Genomic DNA, 15,377 nt, shown 5'->3' on the forward strand with positions numbered 1-15,377 from the left:
GTCCTCGGCAAAATCAGGCGGAGTCGCCGTCGGAGGATCGGAAGGTCGACTTCAGCCGACTGGCCTTCAGCGTCGCTGCCAGCGCGGCGGCCTGGGTCCGACGGTTCATGTCGAGCTTGGCGAGCAGATTCGACACGTAGTTCTTGACCGTCTTCTCGGCCAGGTAGAGGCGTTCGCCGATCTGCCGGTTGGTCATGCCCTCGCCGATCAGTTCGAAGATCCGCCGCTCCTGATCGGTCAGCGTGCTCGTCGGATCCGCCGCATCCTCGTCCCGCTGACGTAGCCGGCGCAGCATCCGCTGCGTGCTGTCCGGGTCGAGCAGCGACTTTCCCTCGGCGAGCGTCTTCACCGCGCCGATCAAATCGGTGCCGCGAACCTGCTTGAGGACATAACCGGCCGCACCCGCCATCACCGCTTCGAAGAGGGCGTCGTCGTCGGGAAAGGAGGTGAGCATCAGGCAGGCGATCTCGGGCAGCCGGGACCGGACCTCGCGGCAGACCATGATCCCGTCCCCGTCCGGCAGCCGGACGTCGAGCACCGCGACCCGGGGCCGCAGCGCCAGAATCCGGGCCACCGCGTCCGCCGCGGTGCCGGCCTCACCGACGACCTCAAGGCCGGGATCCGCGTCCAGCAGCGCGCGAACCCCTTGCCGTACGACTTCGTGGTCGTCGACGACGAACACCGATACGGGCCGATCAGGCTCACGTTCCACCATGTCCCGAACTCAACCACACACGAGCCGGAATGCGTATGGTCCTCTGCCGGGATCTCCGGGACGAAGGTCCCGACCGCCCGGTGCCTCGGGCCCTAATCCGCGCGATGCGTGTCGGCTGGACTGTGGACCTCGGATCAGTCGCGAGCGGGAGGACAGATGACGGAAATCGTGGTCGGAGTGGATGGCTCGCCAGAGGCCCTGGCCGCGGTCCGGTGGGCGGCGGTACGCGCAGCACTCGACAGGACACGGTTGGACCTGGTGGCGGCGGTCCCGGCCTGGGCCAACGAGATGCCCGAGGACGACCCGCACGCGTCCGTCGGACGCTGGGCGAGGGAAGACGCCGACCGGTCCTTGACCGAGGCGCGGGCGGCGGCGCGGGAGGTCTGGCCGGACTGCCCGGTCGAGATCCAGCGACGCGGCGGGGAAGCGTGGACCGTGCTCACCGAAGCGGCCCCCGACGCGGTGATGCTGGTGGTCGGGGACCGAGGGACAGGTGGCTATCTCGACCAGCTGCTCGGGTCGGTGGCGACCTGGGTCGCCTCGGCGGCTGACTGTCCGGTCGTGCTGGTCCGCGATCAGCAAGATCAAACCGCTACCGGCGTCGTGCTCGGGATCGACCTGTCGGACTCCGAACTGGCCGACCCAGACCGCTCGGCCCTTGAGTTCGCGATGAACGAGGCGTCGCTGCGCAGCGTCGCCCTGACGCTCATTGCGGCGGAACGCGCTTGGCCCGGAGCGGCTGCATCCCGTCACTGGGACCTTCGCGCCCACACCGAGCGGGCGGTGGCAACGCTGAGGCAAAGGATGAGGGCACTCGTCGAAGACAGTCTGGTACGGCACCCCGGGCTCGACCTGTCCGGCGAGGTGGTGACCGGTCATCCGGTCGACGTCCTCGTCGCGGCGGCCGCCAAGGCCGAGCTGCTGGTGGTCGGTCGGCGCCGCAGGGGTAACGGACTACACCTGGGCTCCGTCGCCAATGGCGCGGTGCACCAGGCGAGGTGCTCAGTGGCCGTGATCCCCTGAGCGCTCGAGAGCTCATGACTGTGCTCGACCCCTCGGATCCTTCGCTGCCCGGGCGGTCGATACCTCAGTGCTGTTCCGGCCCGCGCCGGAGCGCGTCCAGCCGGGAGCGGTACTCGTGCTCGTCGAGCTCGCCGCGTGCAAAGCGGTCGGCGAGCAGGTGCTCCGCGGAGACGTGGCGGCTGTCGCCGTCCGTTCGCTGCGCACGGGTGATGTGTCGGGTCAGTACGACGACCGCGAAGATCACCGCTGCCCAGAAGAGGACCATGCTCACGGTCATCAGCAGATATCCCCATCCGCCCATGCCGTTGCCGTACCAGAACATCATCGGAGTTCTCCTTTCCTCACCGACCACGATCGTCGTCGCGGCGGAGGGTCACCAGGGACCTATTGCCTGCGGCCGGATGCCCTCGGTCCAGACCCGGCAGGGCCGGAGCGAGGACGTTCGCCCCTGGCCCGCCGGCCCAGACCCTCATTGCGGACCGCCCGGACGCGACGGAACCCGCGGCAGCCAGCCGACGATGCCGAGCAGGGCGAGGACGAAGATCAACTGGAGGGTGCCGGTGCCGAAGTAGAGCACCTGGAGTACGGATCCCGCGCGGATCACGAGCACCTCGCCGAAGATCCAGATCTGCATCCCGAAGCCCGCCACGGCGGAAGAGATCAGGGCGGCTTCGCGACGTCGGACCAGCAGAACGGAGGCCAGCGCCTGGGTGCCGCCGACCACGACCAGCAAGATCAGCCCGGGCCAGACGAATGTCTGGAACGGGGCCTTGGCGAGGAAGGTCATGGGCATCCCGAGCCCGTCGGTGACCAGCAGCCCGATCCCGCCCGCTGCGGCCGTGACGGCGTTGAAGATCGTGATCACGACCAGCGTCCGGTAGGTCAGGGAGCGGAGCCGCCGAGCCAGCCGGGTGTCGGTGTCTTCCGTTGTCGTCATGGTGTCACCTGAGGCGTCGTAGGTAGGGGTCCGCGGGTGCGGCGGGCATGATCTTGATCTTGAGATCGACGGCGCTGACACCGTCGGTCCGGACCAGGACCGGGTTGAGATCGAGCTCGGCGACCTGTGGAAGATCGGCCGCGAGCCGGGCGACCCGAGTCACCGTGTCCTCGACCGCGCCGATGTCGAGCGGTGGCGCGCCGCGGAACCCGTTGAGGATCGGCCAGATCCGCAGGCCGGACAGCATCTCTCGCCGGTCCGGCTCGGTCAGCGGCAGCAGCCGGGCCGCGCGGTCGTCGAGCAGGTCTGTCAGCACGCCTCCCGCGCCGACCTGGACCAACGGTCCGAAGGTATCGTCCTGAACCACGCCGACGATCAGCTCCAGGTCGCTCTCGGCCATCGGCTGTACGGCCAGACCGCTGAGGTCCGTGCCGAAGCGGTCCGTAAGCGTCCGGTGCGCCGCGCGGACCGCCGCCTCGTCGGCCAGGTGCACGAGGACCCCGCCCTCCTCGGTCCGGTGGACGATCTCCTCGGTGATCGCCTTGAGCGCCACCGGTCGGCCGATCCGGCGCCAGGCCTCGACGGCATGGTCCGCGTCCCGGGTCACGATCGCCGGCACGACCGGCAGCCGGTACGCGGTCGCGATCGACTGCGCCGTCGCCCAGTCGGCCCAGCCGCCCGCCGGCCGGCGCTGCAGGAAGGTCTCGATCACGGATACGGCCGCCGGCTTGTCGATGTCGGTCAGCGCGGGCAGCTCGCCGGTGTCGCGGCGCAGCCGGTCGGCGTAGCGGGCCGCGTGACCGAGGGCTCGGAGCGCCACGGCCGGATCGGCGTAGACCGGCGTCGCGCCGCGGACGGTCACGACCTCAGAGTGCCCGAGCACGACGGCTGCCATCGGCTTGGCCGAGACTTCGGCGATCCGGTCGATCGCCGGGGTCAGGTCGCCGAGGGCGGTCGGTGCGATCACGACCAGGAGCGCGTCCACGGCGGGGTCCCCGGCGAGCAGCCCGGCCGCGGCCGCGAAGCTCGCCGGGTCGACGCCCGCCGTGGTGTCGAGGGGATTGGCGAGCGAGGCGGCCGCCGGGAGTTCGGCCCGGATCCGGTCCAGGGTCGTCGGTGCGAGGTCGGGCAGTTCGAGTCCGTGCCGAGCCGCCGCGTCGGCGGCCAGCACGCCGGCGCCGCCGGCATTGCTGATCACTCCGATCCGCCCGCCGGCAGGCGTCGGCAGCACACTGAGCAGCGCGGCAGTCGCGACCGCCTCCTCCAACTCGTCCACGGCGATCACACCGGCCTGCCGGAAGAGCGCGTCGCGCGTGACCGCTGGGGTGGCGGTCGCGGCCGTGTGCGACCGGGCGGCCCGCTGGGCGGTCGGACTCGCCGCCGCGCGCACCGCGATCACCGGCGTTCTGGCGGAGAGTCTGCGGGCCAGCCGGGAAAACTTGCGTGGATTGCCGAACGACTCCACGTAGACGATCGCGACGCGGGTCCGGTCATCGGCGTCCCACCACATGAGGAGGTCGTTGCTGCTGACGTCGTACTTGTCGCCGGTCGACACGAAGGTCGAGATACCGAGGCCGGCCGCGGCCAGGGCCTCGATCAGTGCGATGCCGACACCGCCGGACTGGGTCACCACACCGATGTCGCCCGGCGGCGCCGGGCGGGCGAGAAAGGTGGCGTCGAGGCGGACGGCGTCGTCGGTGTTCGCGACGCCGATGCAGTTCGGGCCGACCAGGCGCATGCCGTGACGGTGCACCTGGTCGAGCAACCTCCGGCCGGCCCCACCCGGATCGGCGAGGCTCAGACCCGCCGTGAGGACGAGCAGTGCCGGCACCCCGCGGATCCCGCACTGCTCGGCCACTGCGGGGACCTGGTCGGCCGGGACAGCGACCACCACGAGATCTGGCACCATCGGCAGCGCCGCGACCGACGGGTACGCCCGACGGCCTTCGACAGACTCGGCGTTCGGATTGACCGGCAGAACCGTTCCTCCGAAGCCTGCGAGCAGCCGTCGCAGCACGGCGTTCCCGACCTTGCCTGGGCTCCGGCTGGCGCCTACGACGGCCACCGCCGCCGGGGCGAGCAGGGGGGTCAGGCTGGCCACGTCGGAGCGGACTTCCCGAGAGCTGACGGCCGCAAGATAGCGCTCGCTGGCCCCGAGCGAGATGTCGACGGTCAGCGTCGTACCGTCGCGGTGGACGTGTTCCTCCAGCCCGGCGTCGGCGAAGACCCGCACCATTCCGGCGTTCGCGGCTAGCACCTCCGCCCGGAACTGCTCGACGCCGCGAGCCCGGGCCTGGGAGACGAGATGCTCCAGCAACAGCGTCCCGACTCCGCAGTGCTGCAGTTCGTCGGCGACGACCAACGCCGCCTCGGCCACGGTCGGACGCTCCAGCGTCTGGTAGCTCGCCAGCCCGATGATCCGGCCGTCCATCTCGGCGACGACAGCCTGCCCGAACCCGAGGTCCGCGACGATCTCGTGGACGAACCGAGTGCCGGCGTTCCGATTGGGCGTGAAGAACCGGAGATACAGGCTTCGTTCGGAGAGGCCGTGATGGAGGGCGACGAGCTCCGCCTCGTCGGCGCTCGTCACCGGCCGGATTCGGACCTGGCGGCCGTCGGTCAGCAGGGCTCGGGTCGTGACGGTCAACGGTGCACCCGGGCGGTGCGGTGGGTGACGCCTTCGATGTCGTTCTCCGCGGTGTGCAGCAGCCTGCCGCCGAGGTCGATCAGCGCTCTTCCGGTGGCGATCTCGGCGCCGATCTCGGGCACGTCCCGGTCGTCCGGGTTGCGCCGGGTCGCGCCCACTCCGCGGATGCGCTCGGTGCCGTCGATGATCAACAGGGCATGCGCGGTGGTATGGGTCTCGTGGTTGCTCAGGAAGATCGTGATCTCCCAGCGATCGGTGTGCATAGTCAGCTCCGTTCTCGTTGGGTCGCCGCGCGACGCGGCGCTAGGCGCTGGGGTGCGGGTCGGCCGGGTTGGTCGGGCTCGTCGGTCCGAAGTGTTGGTCCGGTGCGGCAGGATGATCATCCGCCGTGCCTCGGGACGGTTCGTCCTGTCGGACCGGATGGTCGACGGGCGGCTCGCTGCCGCCCTGGTCGAGCCGGAACGGCGGATAGGCGTCGGTCATCAGCGCGGCGTACGCGACGACCCGGAGCACCCACCGGTTCAGGCCGAGCACGAGGTCGAAGACGGTCCGCGGATAGCGCCCGGTGAACAGGAGGGCGAATCCCGCGATGATCACCAGGATGCTGATCAGACTGCCGCGCCAGGCCACCGGTTGGGTGGTGCCGGTCTCGGTGGTCAGGTAGACGCCGCCGCCGAGGAAGAAGCCGATGACGAGGTAGTGCGGGATGGCGAGAAGCCACCACTTGACGAGGACGAGCCCGCGGGACAGCTGTTCCGGATAGTCGATCCTCAACCGCGCGGGGTAGTCAGGCCGGTCCGCCAGCGAGAACGGCGGGTAACGGTCCGTGCCCAGAGCGCCGTAGGCGTAGTAGGCGACGCGCCAGTTCCACCGGAGCACGCCGACATTGATGTCGAAGATACTTCGCGGATAGCGACCGGTGAACAAGATCGCGAAGAACGCGACGATGCTGAGCACCAGGAACACCAGCCACAGAAAGAACAGCACCACGTAGTGCGGAATAGCCAGCAGCCACTTCACCAGCCACGGCCAACGGCCCAGCTCGGGATCCAGCCGACCCTCGATGCGGACCGGATATGCGGTGGCGTCCATGTGATATCTCCTCGGTTGTCCGACACCCAGAGCCTCTCGTCGGCGGTGCTCCGCCGGTCAGGGCCGACGGTCGCCGAGTCCTCTCCATTCGCCCCTCGTCGAGCGGGCCGAAGGTCCCCGGCATCCGTGCCGTTCGCTCGTGGCGGCGCGCGATGGGCCGGAGGACCGTTTTGATCATGGACATTCAGGTTGAGTCGGTCCCGTCGGTGAAGCACCTGCTGGTGGTGTGCGCACGTCCGGATGACATGGTCTTCGCGCTCGGTGGGATGATCCGTGCGTTCGCGGACACGGGTTCGGTCGTCCAGGTCCTGTCGCTGTCGGACGGGCAACGGTTCGGGACGGCACCCGGTCACTGGGTCGCGCTCAGCCATCGGATCGTGGACGCCGCTGACGAGCTGGGGGTCGGTGAGTTGGAGATTCTTGATCATGGACTGTCCGAGCTGCCGGTCATCGGGGTGAAGACACTCGCCCGGGAGGTCTGCGAATCCTCCGGCCGTGTGGACGCCGCCCTCGCTATCGACCAGCCGGGACGGCGGCGCCCGAGCCAGCGGGTTGCGCTCCGGACCGCCCAACGTGTGGCGCAGGTACTGGAGGTGCCGCTGCTGCGCTGGTCCGGTGTGATGCCCCGGCGCCGGGCGGCCGGAGAGAGCACTATCGCGGTGGAGGTTCAGCGGTCGCGCCACCAGGCGGCCTTCGCCCGGCTGATGCGTCTGGCGAGCGAGGACCGGTCCATGGTCGGCGTTAGCCCGGAGCCTTGGGAGTACCTCACCGTCCCGGCTGCCGTTCTCGCGGTGCCGGGGACCAGGTCCACCTGATCGACTCGGGGGAAGCCGATCACCCGATCGGATGATCATGGTCCGGTCCGTTCGAGCAAGCGGTGCGCCTCGCGGATCAACTGGTGCGTGAATCCCCACTCGTTGTCGTACCAGGCCATCACCTTGACCAGCGTGCCGTCCACGACCTGGGTCAGTTGGGCATCGATTACGGCGGCGTGCGGGTCGCCGATGATGTCCGCGGAGACGAGTGGCTCGTCGGAAACGGCCAGGACCCCGCGATAGCGGTGGTTCGCGGCCTCCTGACGGAAGATCTCGTTGAGTTCCGCAGCGTCGGTGGGCCGGCCGGCCACGAAGACGATGTCGGCCAGCGACCCGACTGCGACCGGGGCCCGCACTGCGACGCCGTCGAAGCGTCCGGCCAGGGCGGGGACGACCCGACCGGTCGCGTGAGCGGCACCTGTCGACGTCGGAACCAGATTGGCGGCGCCTGCCCGGCCGCGGCGGACCTGCCGGTGGGAACCGTCGACGAGCCGCTGGCTGCCGCTATAGGCGTGGACCGTGGTCATGATCGCTCGGTCGATGCCGATCCTGCGGTGCGCCACCTCGAGGACGGGCGCGACGCAGTTCGTCGTGCTGCTGGCGCATGACAGCACGGCCGGGTGTCCGGCCGGACTGTTGACCCCGTGCACGATTGTCGGTACGGGGTCCGACGGCGACGGCGCCGACAAGATCACGTGTGCAGCTCCGGCGTCCCGATGGCGGTTCAGCTGCGCCTCGGTGGTGAGCGTTCCGGTGCATTCGAGAACCAGATCCACTTGAAGATCACGCCACGGGAGCGCCGTGGGATCGGGCTCGGAGCACGCGCAAATTCTGCGTCCATCGATGATCAAGGCGTCGTCCGCGGCCTCGACGGATCGGCCGAAACGTCCGTACATCGTGTCGTACTTGATCAGATAGACGAGGTTGTCGAGATCGACGATGTCGTTGACCGCGACCACCTCGAAGGTCCAGTCGTCGGCCAGGATTCTGAGCGCCGCCCGCCCGATCCTGCCAAGTCCGTTGATCGCGATCCTGGTCATCTCGGCGCCTCAGTCCCGGACCTCGGTCAGGTCCCGATCGGAGTCGACCATGTGCGTTCGCCCCTGGTTCGGCGGAGCAACCGGCGCGGAGTCGGATGGGCGACCACGACCGGGCGGTCGCCGTGCGCGAGCAACTGCTCGACCGTCGAACCGACATGGACCGGGATCTCGGCCCAGCGGCGCCCGCCGAGCACCACCAGATCGGCGTCGGCCGCTACCCGAAGCAGCACTTCGCCCGGCTCTCCCTGGATCACCCTGAGATCGAGCGGTACGTCCATCCGGCGGTTCACGTCGTCGAGCACGGCGTCCACGACGGCCCGGCCCTCCGCCTCGATCCGCCTGGTTTCCTGCGCGATCGTGCGATCTGGGTGCGGCACGGGGCGGCGCACCGCGTGCACGACGGACAGCGTCGAATTCTGGGTGACCGCAAGGTCGTACGCGAGGTCGAGCGCAGGGGCAGAGGTCAGATCGCGGATCCCCACGACGATCCGTCGCGAGGGCGCCGTGACCGGCCTCCACGCCCCGGGCACGACGGCGACCCGGCCGGCGCCCCGGATCAGCACGCCGCGCAGCGTGGAACCGATCACGGGCTGCGGCTCGCGGTGACCGAGAACCAGCAGGCGTGCGGCGACCGCTTCCTCGGCCAGGATCTCGGCGGCCGGTCCGTGCCTGACCTTCCATGCCACCCAGGGCGGGCTGGGACTCATCGCGGCGAGCCTCGCCGCCACCATCTGTTTCAGGGCTTCGGTCTTCCGCGGATGACGGCCGGCCGCGTGCACCATGCGCAGTGGGTGATGCTGCTGCACCGCGAAGCGGCCGGCCCATTCGAGCGCATCCAGTGCAGAGGTCGAGTCGTCGATTCCCACGACGACCGGACGGTTCATGGTGAACCTGGCCATGATCAACTCCAGTTCTGTCGGCGACTCGGCCAGTCCAGCAAGTGATCTTGCGCCGATTAAGGGGCGAAGGTCCCGGGTACGGATGACCAAGGAGACCGATACCGAAGATGGCTCGCACCGGGGGACGTAATGCCCTACCCAGCCGGGGCCGAGCGTTCAGATCATTGGTTGGGCTATCACGTCTCAAGATCAATTGCGGCACGCTGGAAGGTGTACCGATGATGCGATCATCCTCGAGTGAACCGGACAGCGCTCGCTGGCGTTCCGGACCACCGGAAGTCTGCCGGTGAGCCTCCGGGCGCGGCATGTCCTCGGGGGAGCCGCGGTGATCGTCGGCACGGCGGCGGCGGCGAATGCCTACCGCCAGATCCGCGACTGGGGTGCGTCGCCGTCCGACCTCCGCCTGTCCTTGCCTGGCGACGACCTCATCCCGGATCCTGGATTCGTCCGTACGCGGGCCGTCTACATCGATGCGGACCGCAGTGTTGTCTGGCGCTGGCTGGTTCGTGCTGGGAAACCGTTCGGTGCCTGGTTGCGGGGCTTGTGGATGGGTCAGTTCAATGGACTCGGCCTGACCGTAGCCCGTGCTGATCGACCGTATGCACTCGTCCTGGAGCAACGGTTCTCGGGGCCGGTAGACCTCACCTGGGCCTTCGTGATCATCGACGGCCCGGCGAATGGCTGCCGGTTGCTCGCGCGTACCCGGGCCCGCTGCCGGTCCGGCTGGATCGGGGCGATTCGCTTCACGGCATTCCGCTTCATGGATCCGCTCGCTCTCGCAGCAACCCGCCGCATACTGCTCGACGTGAAGTACCAAGCCGAGGCAGAGCGTCTGACCGAGCCCTACCGGAACGACTGATTCCAGCCAGCCACGCCGGTGAGGCGTTCGTCTGTTGACTGATGAATCGGCCCATGATCAGCTTCAGCCGACCGGCCGAGCCGGGGGAATCCCCTGTGTCGCGAAGGCGGTCGACACGTCCCGCCAGCACCCGTGTACGCAGCGACCCGGAATCTGGTCCGTGCCGACGGTCAACACCTCTCGAGGCCTCCGACCTCTAACGACAGAATTCGGATTCCGCGGCTTCACCGGCACCGATAGCAGGATCATCCCCGGCAGATCACCCTTGATTTAGCTCCGTCGGGCTCGATTAGCCACCACTCCGGATCTCAACCAATGCCTGGTCGGGTCGGCGGCCTGGTGCCAGCCCAGTCCCTCCAACCTCAATCGGCCGCCGCAGGGGTTCTCGCCTGGCGGACGTCGGCGCTCGCGAGCTCGCTTGTTTCCTTGTCCGCCAGATCGAGAACCCCTGCGGCACTCGATTGACCTCAGAGCCTCTACCGGGCCGGCATGCGACAGAAGCCGGCAGGCCCCCAAGGACGGGGCTGCCGCCACCTAACGGCCACCGAGCAGAGGAGTGATCGCAATGCCGAAGAAGATCAAGAACACCAAGACCGCCGAGGAACGCCGCGCCCAGGCCGAGCAGCTCCAGGCCTCGATCGCCGATCAGGTCGAGCAGCTCCGCAACTCCGAGCAGTGGGTCCGGTTCCTGGAGTTCGCCCGCTCATTCCACCCCTACAGCTTGAACAACCTGATGTTGATCATGGGCCAGCTGCCGACCGCGACCAGGGTGGCCGGGTTCCGTCAGTGGCAGGCCAAAGGACGACAGGTCCGCAAGGGTGAGAAGTCGATCAAGATCTTCGGCTACGCCCAGAAGAAGATCCGCGACGACGACGCCCCGGCCGTTGAGGACGAGGACGCGGCAGAGCGGATCGTCACGTACTTTCCGGTGCTGAGCGTGTTCGATATCAGCCAGACCGATCCGATCGACCCCGACAATGATCCGTTCGCCATCGCCGAGGCCCGGCTCAACGCGGACGACTCCCACGGGATCGCCGAAGCCGTGACCGGCTACCTCACCGCGCGCGGCTGGACCGTCGAGCACAAGACCATCCAAGGCGCCGACGGCTACACCGACCCCGAAGCCCGGCGGGTCGTGATCGAGACGAGCCTGTCATCAGCTGACGTCGCATCGACGCTGCTGCACGAAGCCGCCCATGTGATTCTGCACGCCGACGAGCCTGCGGCGGAGTACCAACAGCACCGGGGAATCAAGGAGACCGAGGCCGAATCCGTGGCCTACGTCGTCGCCGGCCTGCTCGGGCTCGACACTGCGCCCAGCAGCATCAGCTACGTTGCCGGCTGGTCCCACGGCGACACCGACACCATCAAGAACACCGCAACCCGGGTCCTTCACGCCGTTCGGATTCTGAGCGACGCACTGACCGGAGAAGCCTCAGCGCACGCTGCTGCGTGATCATGGTCTGAGCCGCAGCCGAAGGGCTGCGGCTCAGACCATGGACTCGTTCAAGTAACGTCGGGCCCGTGGATGGCGGGCCTCGCTGGAGCTTGGTCCATGATCATCTGTCCATCACTCTGCCCATCAGATGCCTGCAAACCATGCCGAATCTGCCAGGTCAGACAGCCCTGCAGGCAGGGATTCCAGCGTGAGACGCACCACGTGCTCCGGACCTCGGACTTTTGCTCCTCGGGTTGTGGATTTCGAGCCCGCGGCGGGGCTGCATTGGGCAGATGCCTTAGATACAAGGAATTCCGACACTGGATCGAGCCGGTTGGTGCCATTATGGTGGCCACATCAGCCGGGATGCCTGGTACTCCCGAGGTTAGGTAGTGAACCAGCGGAGAGGTCGAGCCCCTCCAGCGGAGCTTGATCCGACGAGCCAACTTCGTTCTCCGAGTCTTCGAACTCGTCTTCCGTGATGTCAACGGCCGGAGAAGCAAATGGCAGTTCCAATGGCGGCGCGTCCATCGCAGCGCACAGGGATCCGAGGGTTCGGCGCGCGACGTCCCAAAGCTGTTCCACGTGGCCGCGGACGTGCGCGGCGATCGGGTACCGATCAATCGTAGCGGCGTCGATCGTCAGGCTGCCTGCCACGATGATCTGACCCCAGGACTCTTCCCGCCCGTTGACGAGGTGTCCTGTGACTGCCACCACGTGACGGTCGATGGCGTCGACGAATCCCACGTTTAGGAATGACACTTCCCAGGAGGTGGTGACAGGAATCTCGGTGGCCGCCGTGATGAACTCAACTCGAACTGGCTTGCACTCGAACGACGCCGGCGTGCCGGCCCAGCTTGGCTCTCGGTTCTCGGTCTCAGCCACGGGCCAACGCGGTGTCGCGCGTGACCTCGCGCGCAACCTTGCTGCGGAGCGCATGGCGTGACGCGGGAGCGAACGCACTGAACTCGGGCTTGCGCCAGGTCTCGACCGCGGTCTTTAGTGCTGCATCGCTGCTGATCCTGTCGAGAAGCCGGTCGACCGCGGGAGTAACTATGTACCCGACATGGGCGCCGATGGCGAGCGCGATCATCTGAACATCACTCAGGGTGACGTCGATCGACCGCGAGAGCGCTGCGCGGATGCTCTCCTCGTCGGTTCCGACCAACTCTGCGATCTCGGCGTGGCTAGCCCCCACGGCCTCAGCTTCTTCCGACAGTCGTTCCATGAGGAGCTCGGCGCTCTCGACGTTGGCCTCCGCGAGCGCCTCGCTGAGCTTGCGCTGTGACGTCATGGTGTCAGTATGACCTAGCGTCATAGAGCCTGCTTGATCCGGGCCATTTCCCAGTCGTTCGCACGGTTCTCAGCCCGAGTGATGGAGCTTTGCTGCTCGCCGGTTGCGTCGGGCTGGTCGCCAGGCTTCGTACCAAGATGAAGAGCGAGGATGAGGGCCGCTACCGGCCGAGGCTCTGCGCAATACAGACGTACGGCCCGGCGGTGTTGCCGACGAAGGTTGGATGCATAGGCTGGCCTGATCTCATAGAGGAAATCTGAGGATTCGATGACCTTCGCTTCAGCAGCCCCGTCCCGGCCGAAGAGTACTCGCCCCTCCCTCGCTCTTCTCATGGCAGCGAGTAACGAAGACCTGATCTGGAGGTGCTCCGCAGGCGCCATCAGTGGGTCCAGTCGGTTATTGACGAGCGCCTCAATCTCGCTCTGGCACTCCGGAATGGGGCTGATGGTGTTGCCGGGTGGCACACTGCAATCCAATCCGCAGGCCCTGGCCCCGACAGGCTGAGTACTGATGAACAGTGTCACGTGGCATCTGAGCCATGACGAGTGATGACTGATCCCAACGTCCCCCCCAAAGTGAACGGCAGAATCGTAACCCTAGGGTTCAGCCCTCGCAGGAGGATGACGCTTAGGGCGCGTTCGGTTGGTGCAGCGTGATCCAGTACTTGGTCACGATCTCCTGCGCGACCTTGATGTGGGGGCTGGGCGATCAGGTCCCGGCAGAGGCGCGGGACAGGGGTGTCCGGCGATGGTCCGAGCCGGTGTCGGACCGCCGTGCCAGCCGGCTGGCGTTCATGATTCAAGTCAGGCGTGGGATCGCCCCTGACCTTCTCCGGCGGTTCGTCTCGAAGAGTAAGATGCGAAGTTCTCGGCGAGTGTTCGAATCTTGCGTTGGTGGCCGGGCTCTGTCCATGGCGATGTCCATGAAACCCTGTCTGTCCATGGCAAAGATGACAGTGCAGACACTCACCATGAGCTATCTGACTAGGGATGACATGGCTGTCAGCGGTCAGCTTCGGACTACGGATCAGAAGGTTGCAGGTTCGAATCCTGCCGGGCGCGCCACACCATTCAGTTCCTGACCAGGGCCGGGAACGTTCTGGACTGACGAGCCTTAGCCACTCGGCGGCAACTGATCCGTAGATCGACGGGCAAGGGGCGGACCCTGCCCCGGCCTGGGTCCCCCGCAGTCACCCGGAAGCGCGCCCACTGCCCAACGCTGATGTGGTGCGCTCCACCTGCAGCTTCACGGGCGAGTGCGGGGTAGGGGCGAAGGCTCTGGGCAGCTGTCGCCTCACTCCGTGATCGGGCGGCTAGCTGCCGCCGGGGCGGTACGGCTTCGGGTTGCTCCTTGAGTGGTGAGGACGACGCTGCCCTTCTTGCGGCCGGTGTCCACATAGTGGTGGGCCTGGGCGATCTGGTCCAGCGGGTAGGTCCGATCGACGACAGGCGTGATCGTTCCTGCCTCGAGGAGGTGTTTGAGCAAGATCAAGCAGTCGGTCTTCTCGGTGTCGGGGCGGAGTCCGGCGGCGGCGATGATCGCCTTCTTGCCGCGGCCCCGCGAGGTGAGCAGCATCTGGGGGTAGATCGCGAAGCTGGGAACAGTGGTGAGATAGACACCGTCCGGTTCGAGCGCCTGACGGCAGCGGGCGAAGGAACTCTTGCCGACGGTGTCGAAGATGATGTCGTAGCGGTGTCCGGTGTCGGTGAAGTCCTCGGCGGTGTAGTCGATCACCGCGTCGGCACCGAGCGACCGGACCAGGGCGATGTTCGGCTCGCTGCAGACACCGGTCACGACCGCACCGAAGTGTTTCGCGAGCTGGACCGCGGCGGTGCCGACCGAGCCGGACGCGCCGTTGATCAACACCTGGTGGCCCGGCCGGATGTGGGCCTTGTCCTGGAGGAAGTACAGCGACGTCGACGCGCCGTCGATCACGGCGGCTGCCGCGGCCGGCGTGAGGTTGGTGGGCTTGATCGCGAGCGCGCCGGTCTCGCTGACGCAGAGGTACTCCGCGGCACAGCCGGCTTTGATGCCGGTCTCGCCGTAGACCTCCTGGCCCGGTTTGAACCGGGTAACTTCGGCGCCCACGGCCTCGATCCGGCCGGCGAACTCGGTGCCCGGAACCGGCTGTTTGGGTCGGGTAAACCCGGTGAACAAGCGACCGATCAGCGGCCGTCCCTGCCGCATCATGCTGTGCGCCGCGGACACGGTCGTGGCCTGGACCCGGACCAGAATCTCGTCGGCGGCCGGGATCGGCCGTGGGAGCTCGGCGAATTCGAAGACCTCCGGCGAACCGTAACGAGTGGCGACGATGGCCTTCATGGCGACTCCAGATCCACGAGCCGACGCGAGAGGCCGGCTCATCCTTCGACGCTACGCCGTCCTGCAACGGTCCGCCGACAAACCGAGAACCCCGTTGCCGCGGGAGTCAGCGGTGATCATCCCGGTCAGGAGGGGGCGAGGTGCCCGATCAGCGCCGGTGCAGCCTCGGAGGATTTGAGCGGATGCCCCTGATCGTGCGGGCCGGGCGTAGTGTCAGGTGTAGTTCCGGAATCGACGACATCCCGGTTTGAGATGCCAGCCATACCGGCCCCGATGAGGGCGGGCGCGATGGCGAC

At 67.6% G+C, this 15,377-nt stretch carries 15 protein-coding genes; 4 read left to right on the plus strand and 11 right to left on the minus strand.

All coding sequences use genetic code 11. The features are described 5' to 3' along the window. Nucleotides 1-13 precede the first annotated feature (13 nt). Entirely contained in the window at nucleotides 14-715 is a 702-nt protein-coding gene (locus AC6CCG_RS10995; protein WP_496654577.1) for a response regulator, read from the minus strand. Between the two features lie 156 nt (nucleotides 716-871). Between AC6CCG_RS10995 and AC6CCG_RS11000 the strand changes: the two genes are divergently transcribed. Continuing rightward, a complete protein-coding gene (locus AC6CCG_RS11000) occupies nucleotides 872-1,738 on the plus strand; it encodes a universal stress protein (protein WP_496654578.1) in 867 nt (288 codons plus the stop codon). A 64-nt stretch (nucleotides 1,739-1,802) separates the two neighbouring features. On the opposite strand, the gene AC6CCG_RS11005 is transcribed toward AC6CCG_RS11000, so the two are convergent. The 5 genes from AC6CCG_RS11005 to AC6CCG_RS11025 all read right to left on the minus strand — a co-directional run bounded on the left by AC6CCG_RS11005 (nucleotide 1,803) and on the right by AC6CCG_RS11025 (nucleotide 6,414). Next, on the minus strand, nucleotides 1,803-2,063 hold the full coding sequence (locus AC6CCG_RS11005) for an SHOCT domain-containing protein (protein ID WP_496654579.1): 261 nt from the start codon (nucleotides 2,061-2,063) through the stop codon (nucleotides 1,803-1,805). Nucleotides 2,064-2,207: 144 nt separating this feature from the next. After that, nucleotides 2,208-2,675 carry a hypothetical protein gene (locus AC6CCG_RS11010; protein WP_496654580.1) on the minus strand — a complete coding sequence of 156 codons (468 nt, stop codon included), beginning with the start codon at nucleotides 2,673-2,675 and terminating at the stop codon, nucleotides 2,208-2,210. 4 nt (nucleotides 2,676-2,679) lie between these two features. Continuing rightward, a complete protein-coding gene (locus AC6CCG_RS11015; protein WP_496654581.1) occupies nucleotides 2,680-5,322 on the minus strand; it encodes a bifunctional acetate--CoA ligase family protein/GNAT family N-acetyltransferase in 2,643 nt (880 codons plus the stop codon). Continuing rightward, a complete protein-coding gene (locus tag AC6CCG_RS11020; protein WP_496654582.1) occupies nucleotides 5,319-5,585 on the minus strand; it encodes a DUF1876 domain-containing protein in 267 nt (88 codons plus the stop codon). The genes AC6CCG_RS11015 and AC6CCG_RS11020 overlap by 4 nt, the downstream gene beginning before the upstream one ends. Before the next feature lie 40 nt (nucleotides 5,586-5,625). Continuing rightward, nucleotides 5,626-6,414 (minus strand): DUF4389 domain-containing protein, encoded by a 789-nt coding sequence (locus AC6CCG_RS11025; protein ID WP_496654583.1) that lies wholly within the window; start codon nucleotides 6,412-6,414, stop codon nucleotides 5,626-5,628. A 176-nt stretch (nucleotides 6,415-6,590) separates the two neighbouring features. On the opposite strand from AC6CCG_RS11025, the gene AC6CCG_RS11030 reads away from it, so the two are divergent. After that, nucleotides 6,591-7,229, plus strand: coding sequence for a PIG-L family deacetylase (locus tag AC6CCG_RS11030; protein ID WP_496654584.1), 639 nt, complete (start codon nucleotides 6,591-6,593; stop codon nucleotides 7,227-7,229). 35 nt (nucleotides 7,230-7,264) lie between these two features. On the opposite strand, the gene AC6CCG_RS11035 is transcribed toward AC6CCG_RS11030, so the two are convergent. Together AC6CCG_RS11035 and AC6CCG_RS11040 are read right to left on the minus strand one after the other, a co-directional pair. Continuing rightward, nucleotides 7,265-8,269: a type I glyceraldehyde-3-phosphate dehydrogenase gene (locus AC6CCG_RS11035; RefSeq protein WP_496654585.1), complete on the minus strand. Its 1,005-nt coding sequence runs from the start codon at nucleotides 8,267-8,269 to the stop codon at nucleotides 7,265-7,267. Between the two features lie 26 nt (nucleotides 8,270-8,295). Then, the gene (locus tag AC6CCG_RS11040; protein ID WP_496654586.1) at nucleotides 8,296-9,168 is read right to left on the minus strand and encodes a universal stress protein; all 873 of its coding nucleotides are present in this window, start codon (nucleotides 9,166-9,168) and stop codon (nucleotides 8,296-8,298) included. Nucleotides 9,169-9,493: 325 nt separating this feature from the next. Here AC6CCG_RS11040 and AC6CCG_RS11045 point away from each other — a divergent pair, with 325 nt between their 5' ends. Together AC6CCG_RS11045 and AC6CCG_RS11050 are read left to right on the plus strand one after the other, a co-directional pair. Beyond that, nucleotides 9,494-10,027: a hypothetical protein gene (locus AC6CCG_RS11045; RefSeq protein ID WP_496654587.1), complete on the plus strand. Its 534-nt coding sequence runs from the start codon at nucleotides 9,494-9,496 to the stop codon at nucleotides 10,025-10,027. A gap of 565 nt (nucleotides 10,028-10,592) precedes the next feature. Next, nucleotides 10,593-11,483, plus strand: a complete 891-nt coding sequence (locus AC6CCG_RS11050) for an ArdC-like ssDNA-binding domain-containing protein (RefSeq protein WP_496654588.1) — start codon at nucleotides 10,593-10,595, stop codon at nucleotides 11,481-11,483. A 339-nt stretch (nucleotides 11,484-11,822) separates the two neighbouring features. Here the strand turns inward: AC6CCG_RS11050 and AC6CCG_RS11055 are convergent, their stop codons facing one another. The 3 genes from AC6CCG_RS11055 to AC6CCG_RS11065 form a co-directional block, all read right to left on the minus strand. Continuing rightward, a complete protein-coding gene (locus AC6CCG_RS11055; protein WP_496654589.1) occupies nucleotides 11,823-12,350 on the minus strand; it encodes a hypothetical protein in 528 nt (175 codons plus the stop codon). Then, nucleotides 12,343-12,759, minus strand: coding sequence for a helix-turn-helix domain-containing protein (locus AC6CCG_RS11060; protein WP_496654590.1), 417 nt, complete (start codon nucleotides 12,757-12,759; stop codon nucleotides 12,343-12,345). Before AC6CCG_RS11060 ends, AC6CCG_RS11055 begins: the two co-directional genes overlap by 8 nt. A 1,293-nt stretch (nucleotides 12,760-14,052) precedes the next feature. Further along, complete coding sequence (locus tag AC6CCG_RS11065) at nucleotides 14,053-15,081, minus strand: NAD(P)-dependent alcohol dehydrogenase (RefSeq protein WP_496654591.1); 1,029 nt, start codon at nucleotides 15,079-15,081, stop codon at nucleotides 14,053-14,055. Nucleotides 15,082-15,377 lie beyond the last annotated feature (296 nt).

Source organism: Microlunatus sp. YIM B11417 (assembly GCF_059617205.1).

Excerpts from the sequence above, each read along its gene's own strand:
- AC6CCG_RS11030 (WP_496654584.1), top strand. The coding sequence starts at position 6,591 with ATGGACATTCAGGTTGAGTCGGTCCCGTCGGTGAAGCACCTGCTGGTG.
- AC6CCG_RS11025 (WP_496654583.1), bottom strand. The coding sequence starts at position 6,414 with ATGGACGCCACCGCATATCCGGTCCGCATCGAGGGTCGGCTGGATCCC.
- AC6CCG_RS11010 (WP_496654580.1), bottom strand. The coding sequence starts at position 2,675 with ATGACGACAACGGAAGACACCGACACCCGGCTGGCTCGGCGGCTCCGC.
- AC6CCG_RS11035 (WP_496654585.1), bottom strand. The coding sequence starts at position 8,269 with ATGACCAGGATCGCGATCAACGGACTTGGCAGGATCGGGCGGGCGGCG.
- AC6CCG_RS11000 (WP_496654578.1), top strand. The coding sequence starts at position 872 with ATGACGGAAATCGTGGTCGGAGTGGATGGCTCGCCAGAGGCCCTGGCC.
- AC6CCG_RS11065 (WP_496654591.1), bottom strand. The coding sequence starts at position 15,081 with ATGAAGGCCATCGTCGCCACTCGTTACGGTTCGCCGGAGGTCTTCGAA.
- AC6CCG_RS11020 (WP_496654582.1), bottom strand. The coding sequence starts at position 5,585 with ATGCACACCGATCGCTGGGAGATCACGATCTTCCTGAGCAACCACGAG.
- AC6CCG_RS11060 (WP_496654590.1), bottom strand. The coding sequence starts at position 12,759 with ATGACGTCACAGCGCAAGCTCAGCGAGGCGCTCGCGGAGGCCAACGTC.
- AC6CCG_RS11005 (WP_496654579.1), bottom strand. The coding sequence starts at position 2,063 with ATGATGTTCTGGTACGGCAACGGCATGGGCGGATGGGGATATCTGCTG.
- AC6CCG_RS11050 (WP_496654588.1), top strand. The coding sequence starts at position 10,593 with ATGCCGAAGAAGATCAAGAACACCAAGACCGCCGAGGAACGCCGCGCC.
- AC6CCG_RS10995 (WP_496654577.1), bottom strand. The coding sequence starts at position 715 with ATGGTGGAACGTGAGCCTGATCGGCCCGTATCGGTGTTCGTCGTCGAC.
- AC6CCG_RS11040 (WP_496654586.1), bottom strand. The coding sequence starts at position 9,168 with ATGGCCAGGTTCACCATGAACCGTCCGGTCGTCGTGGGAATCGACGAC.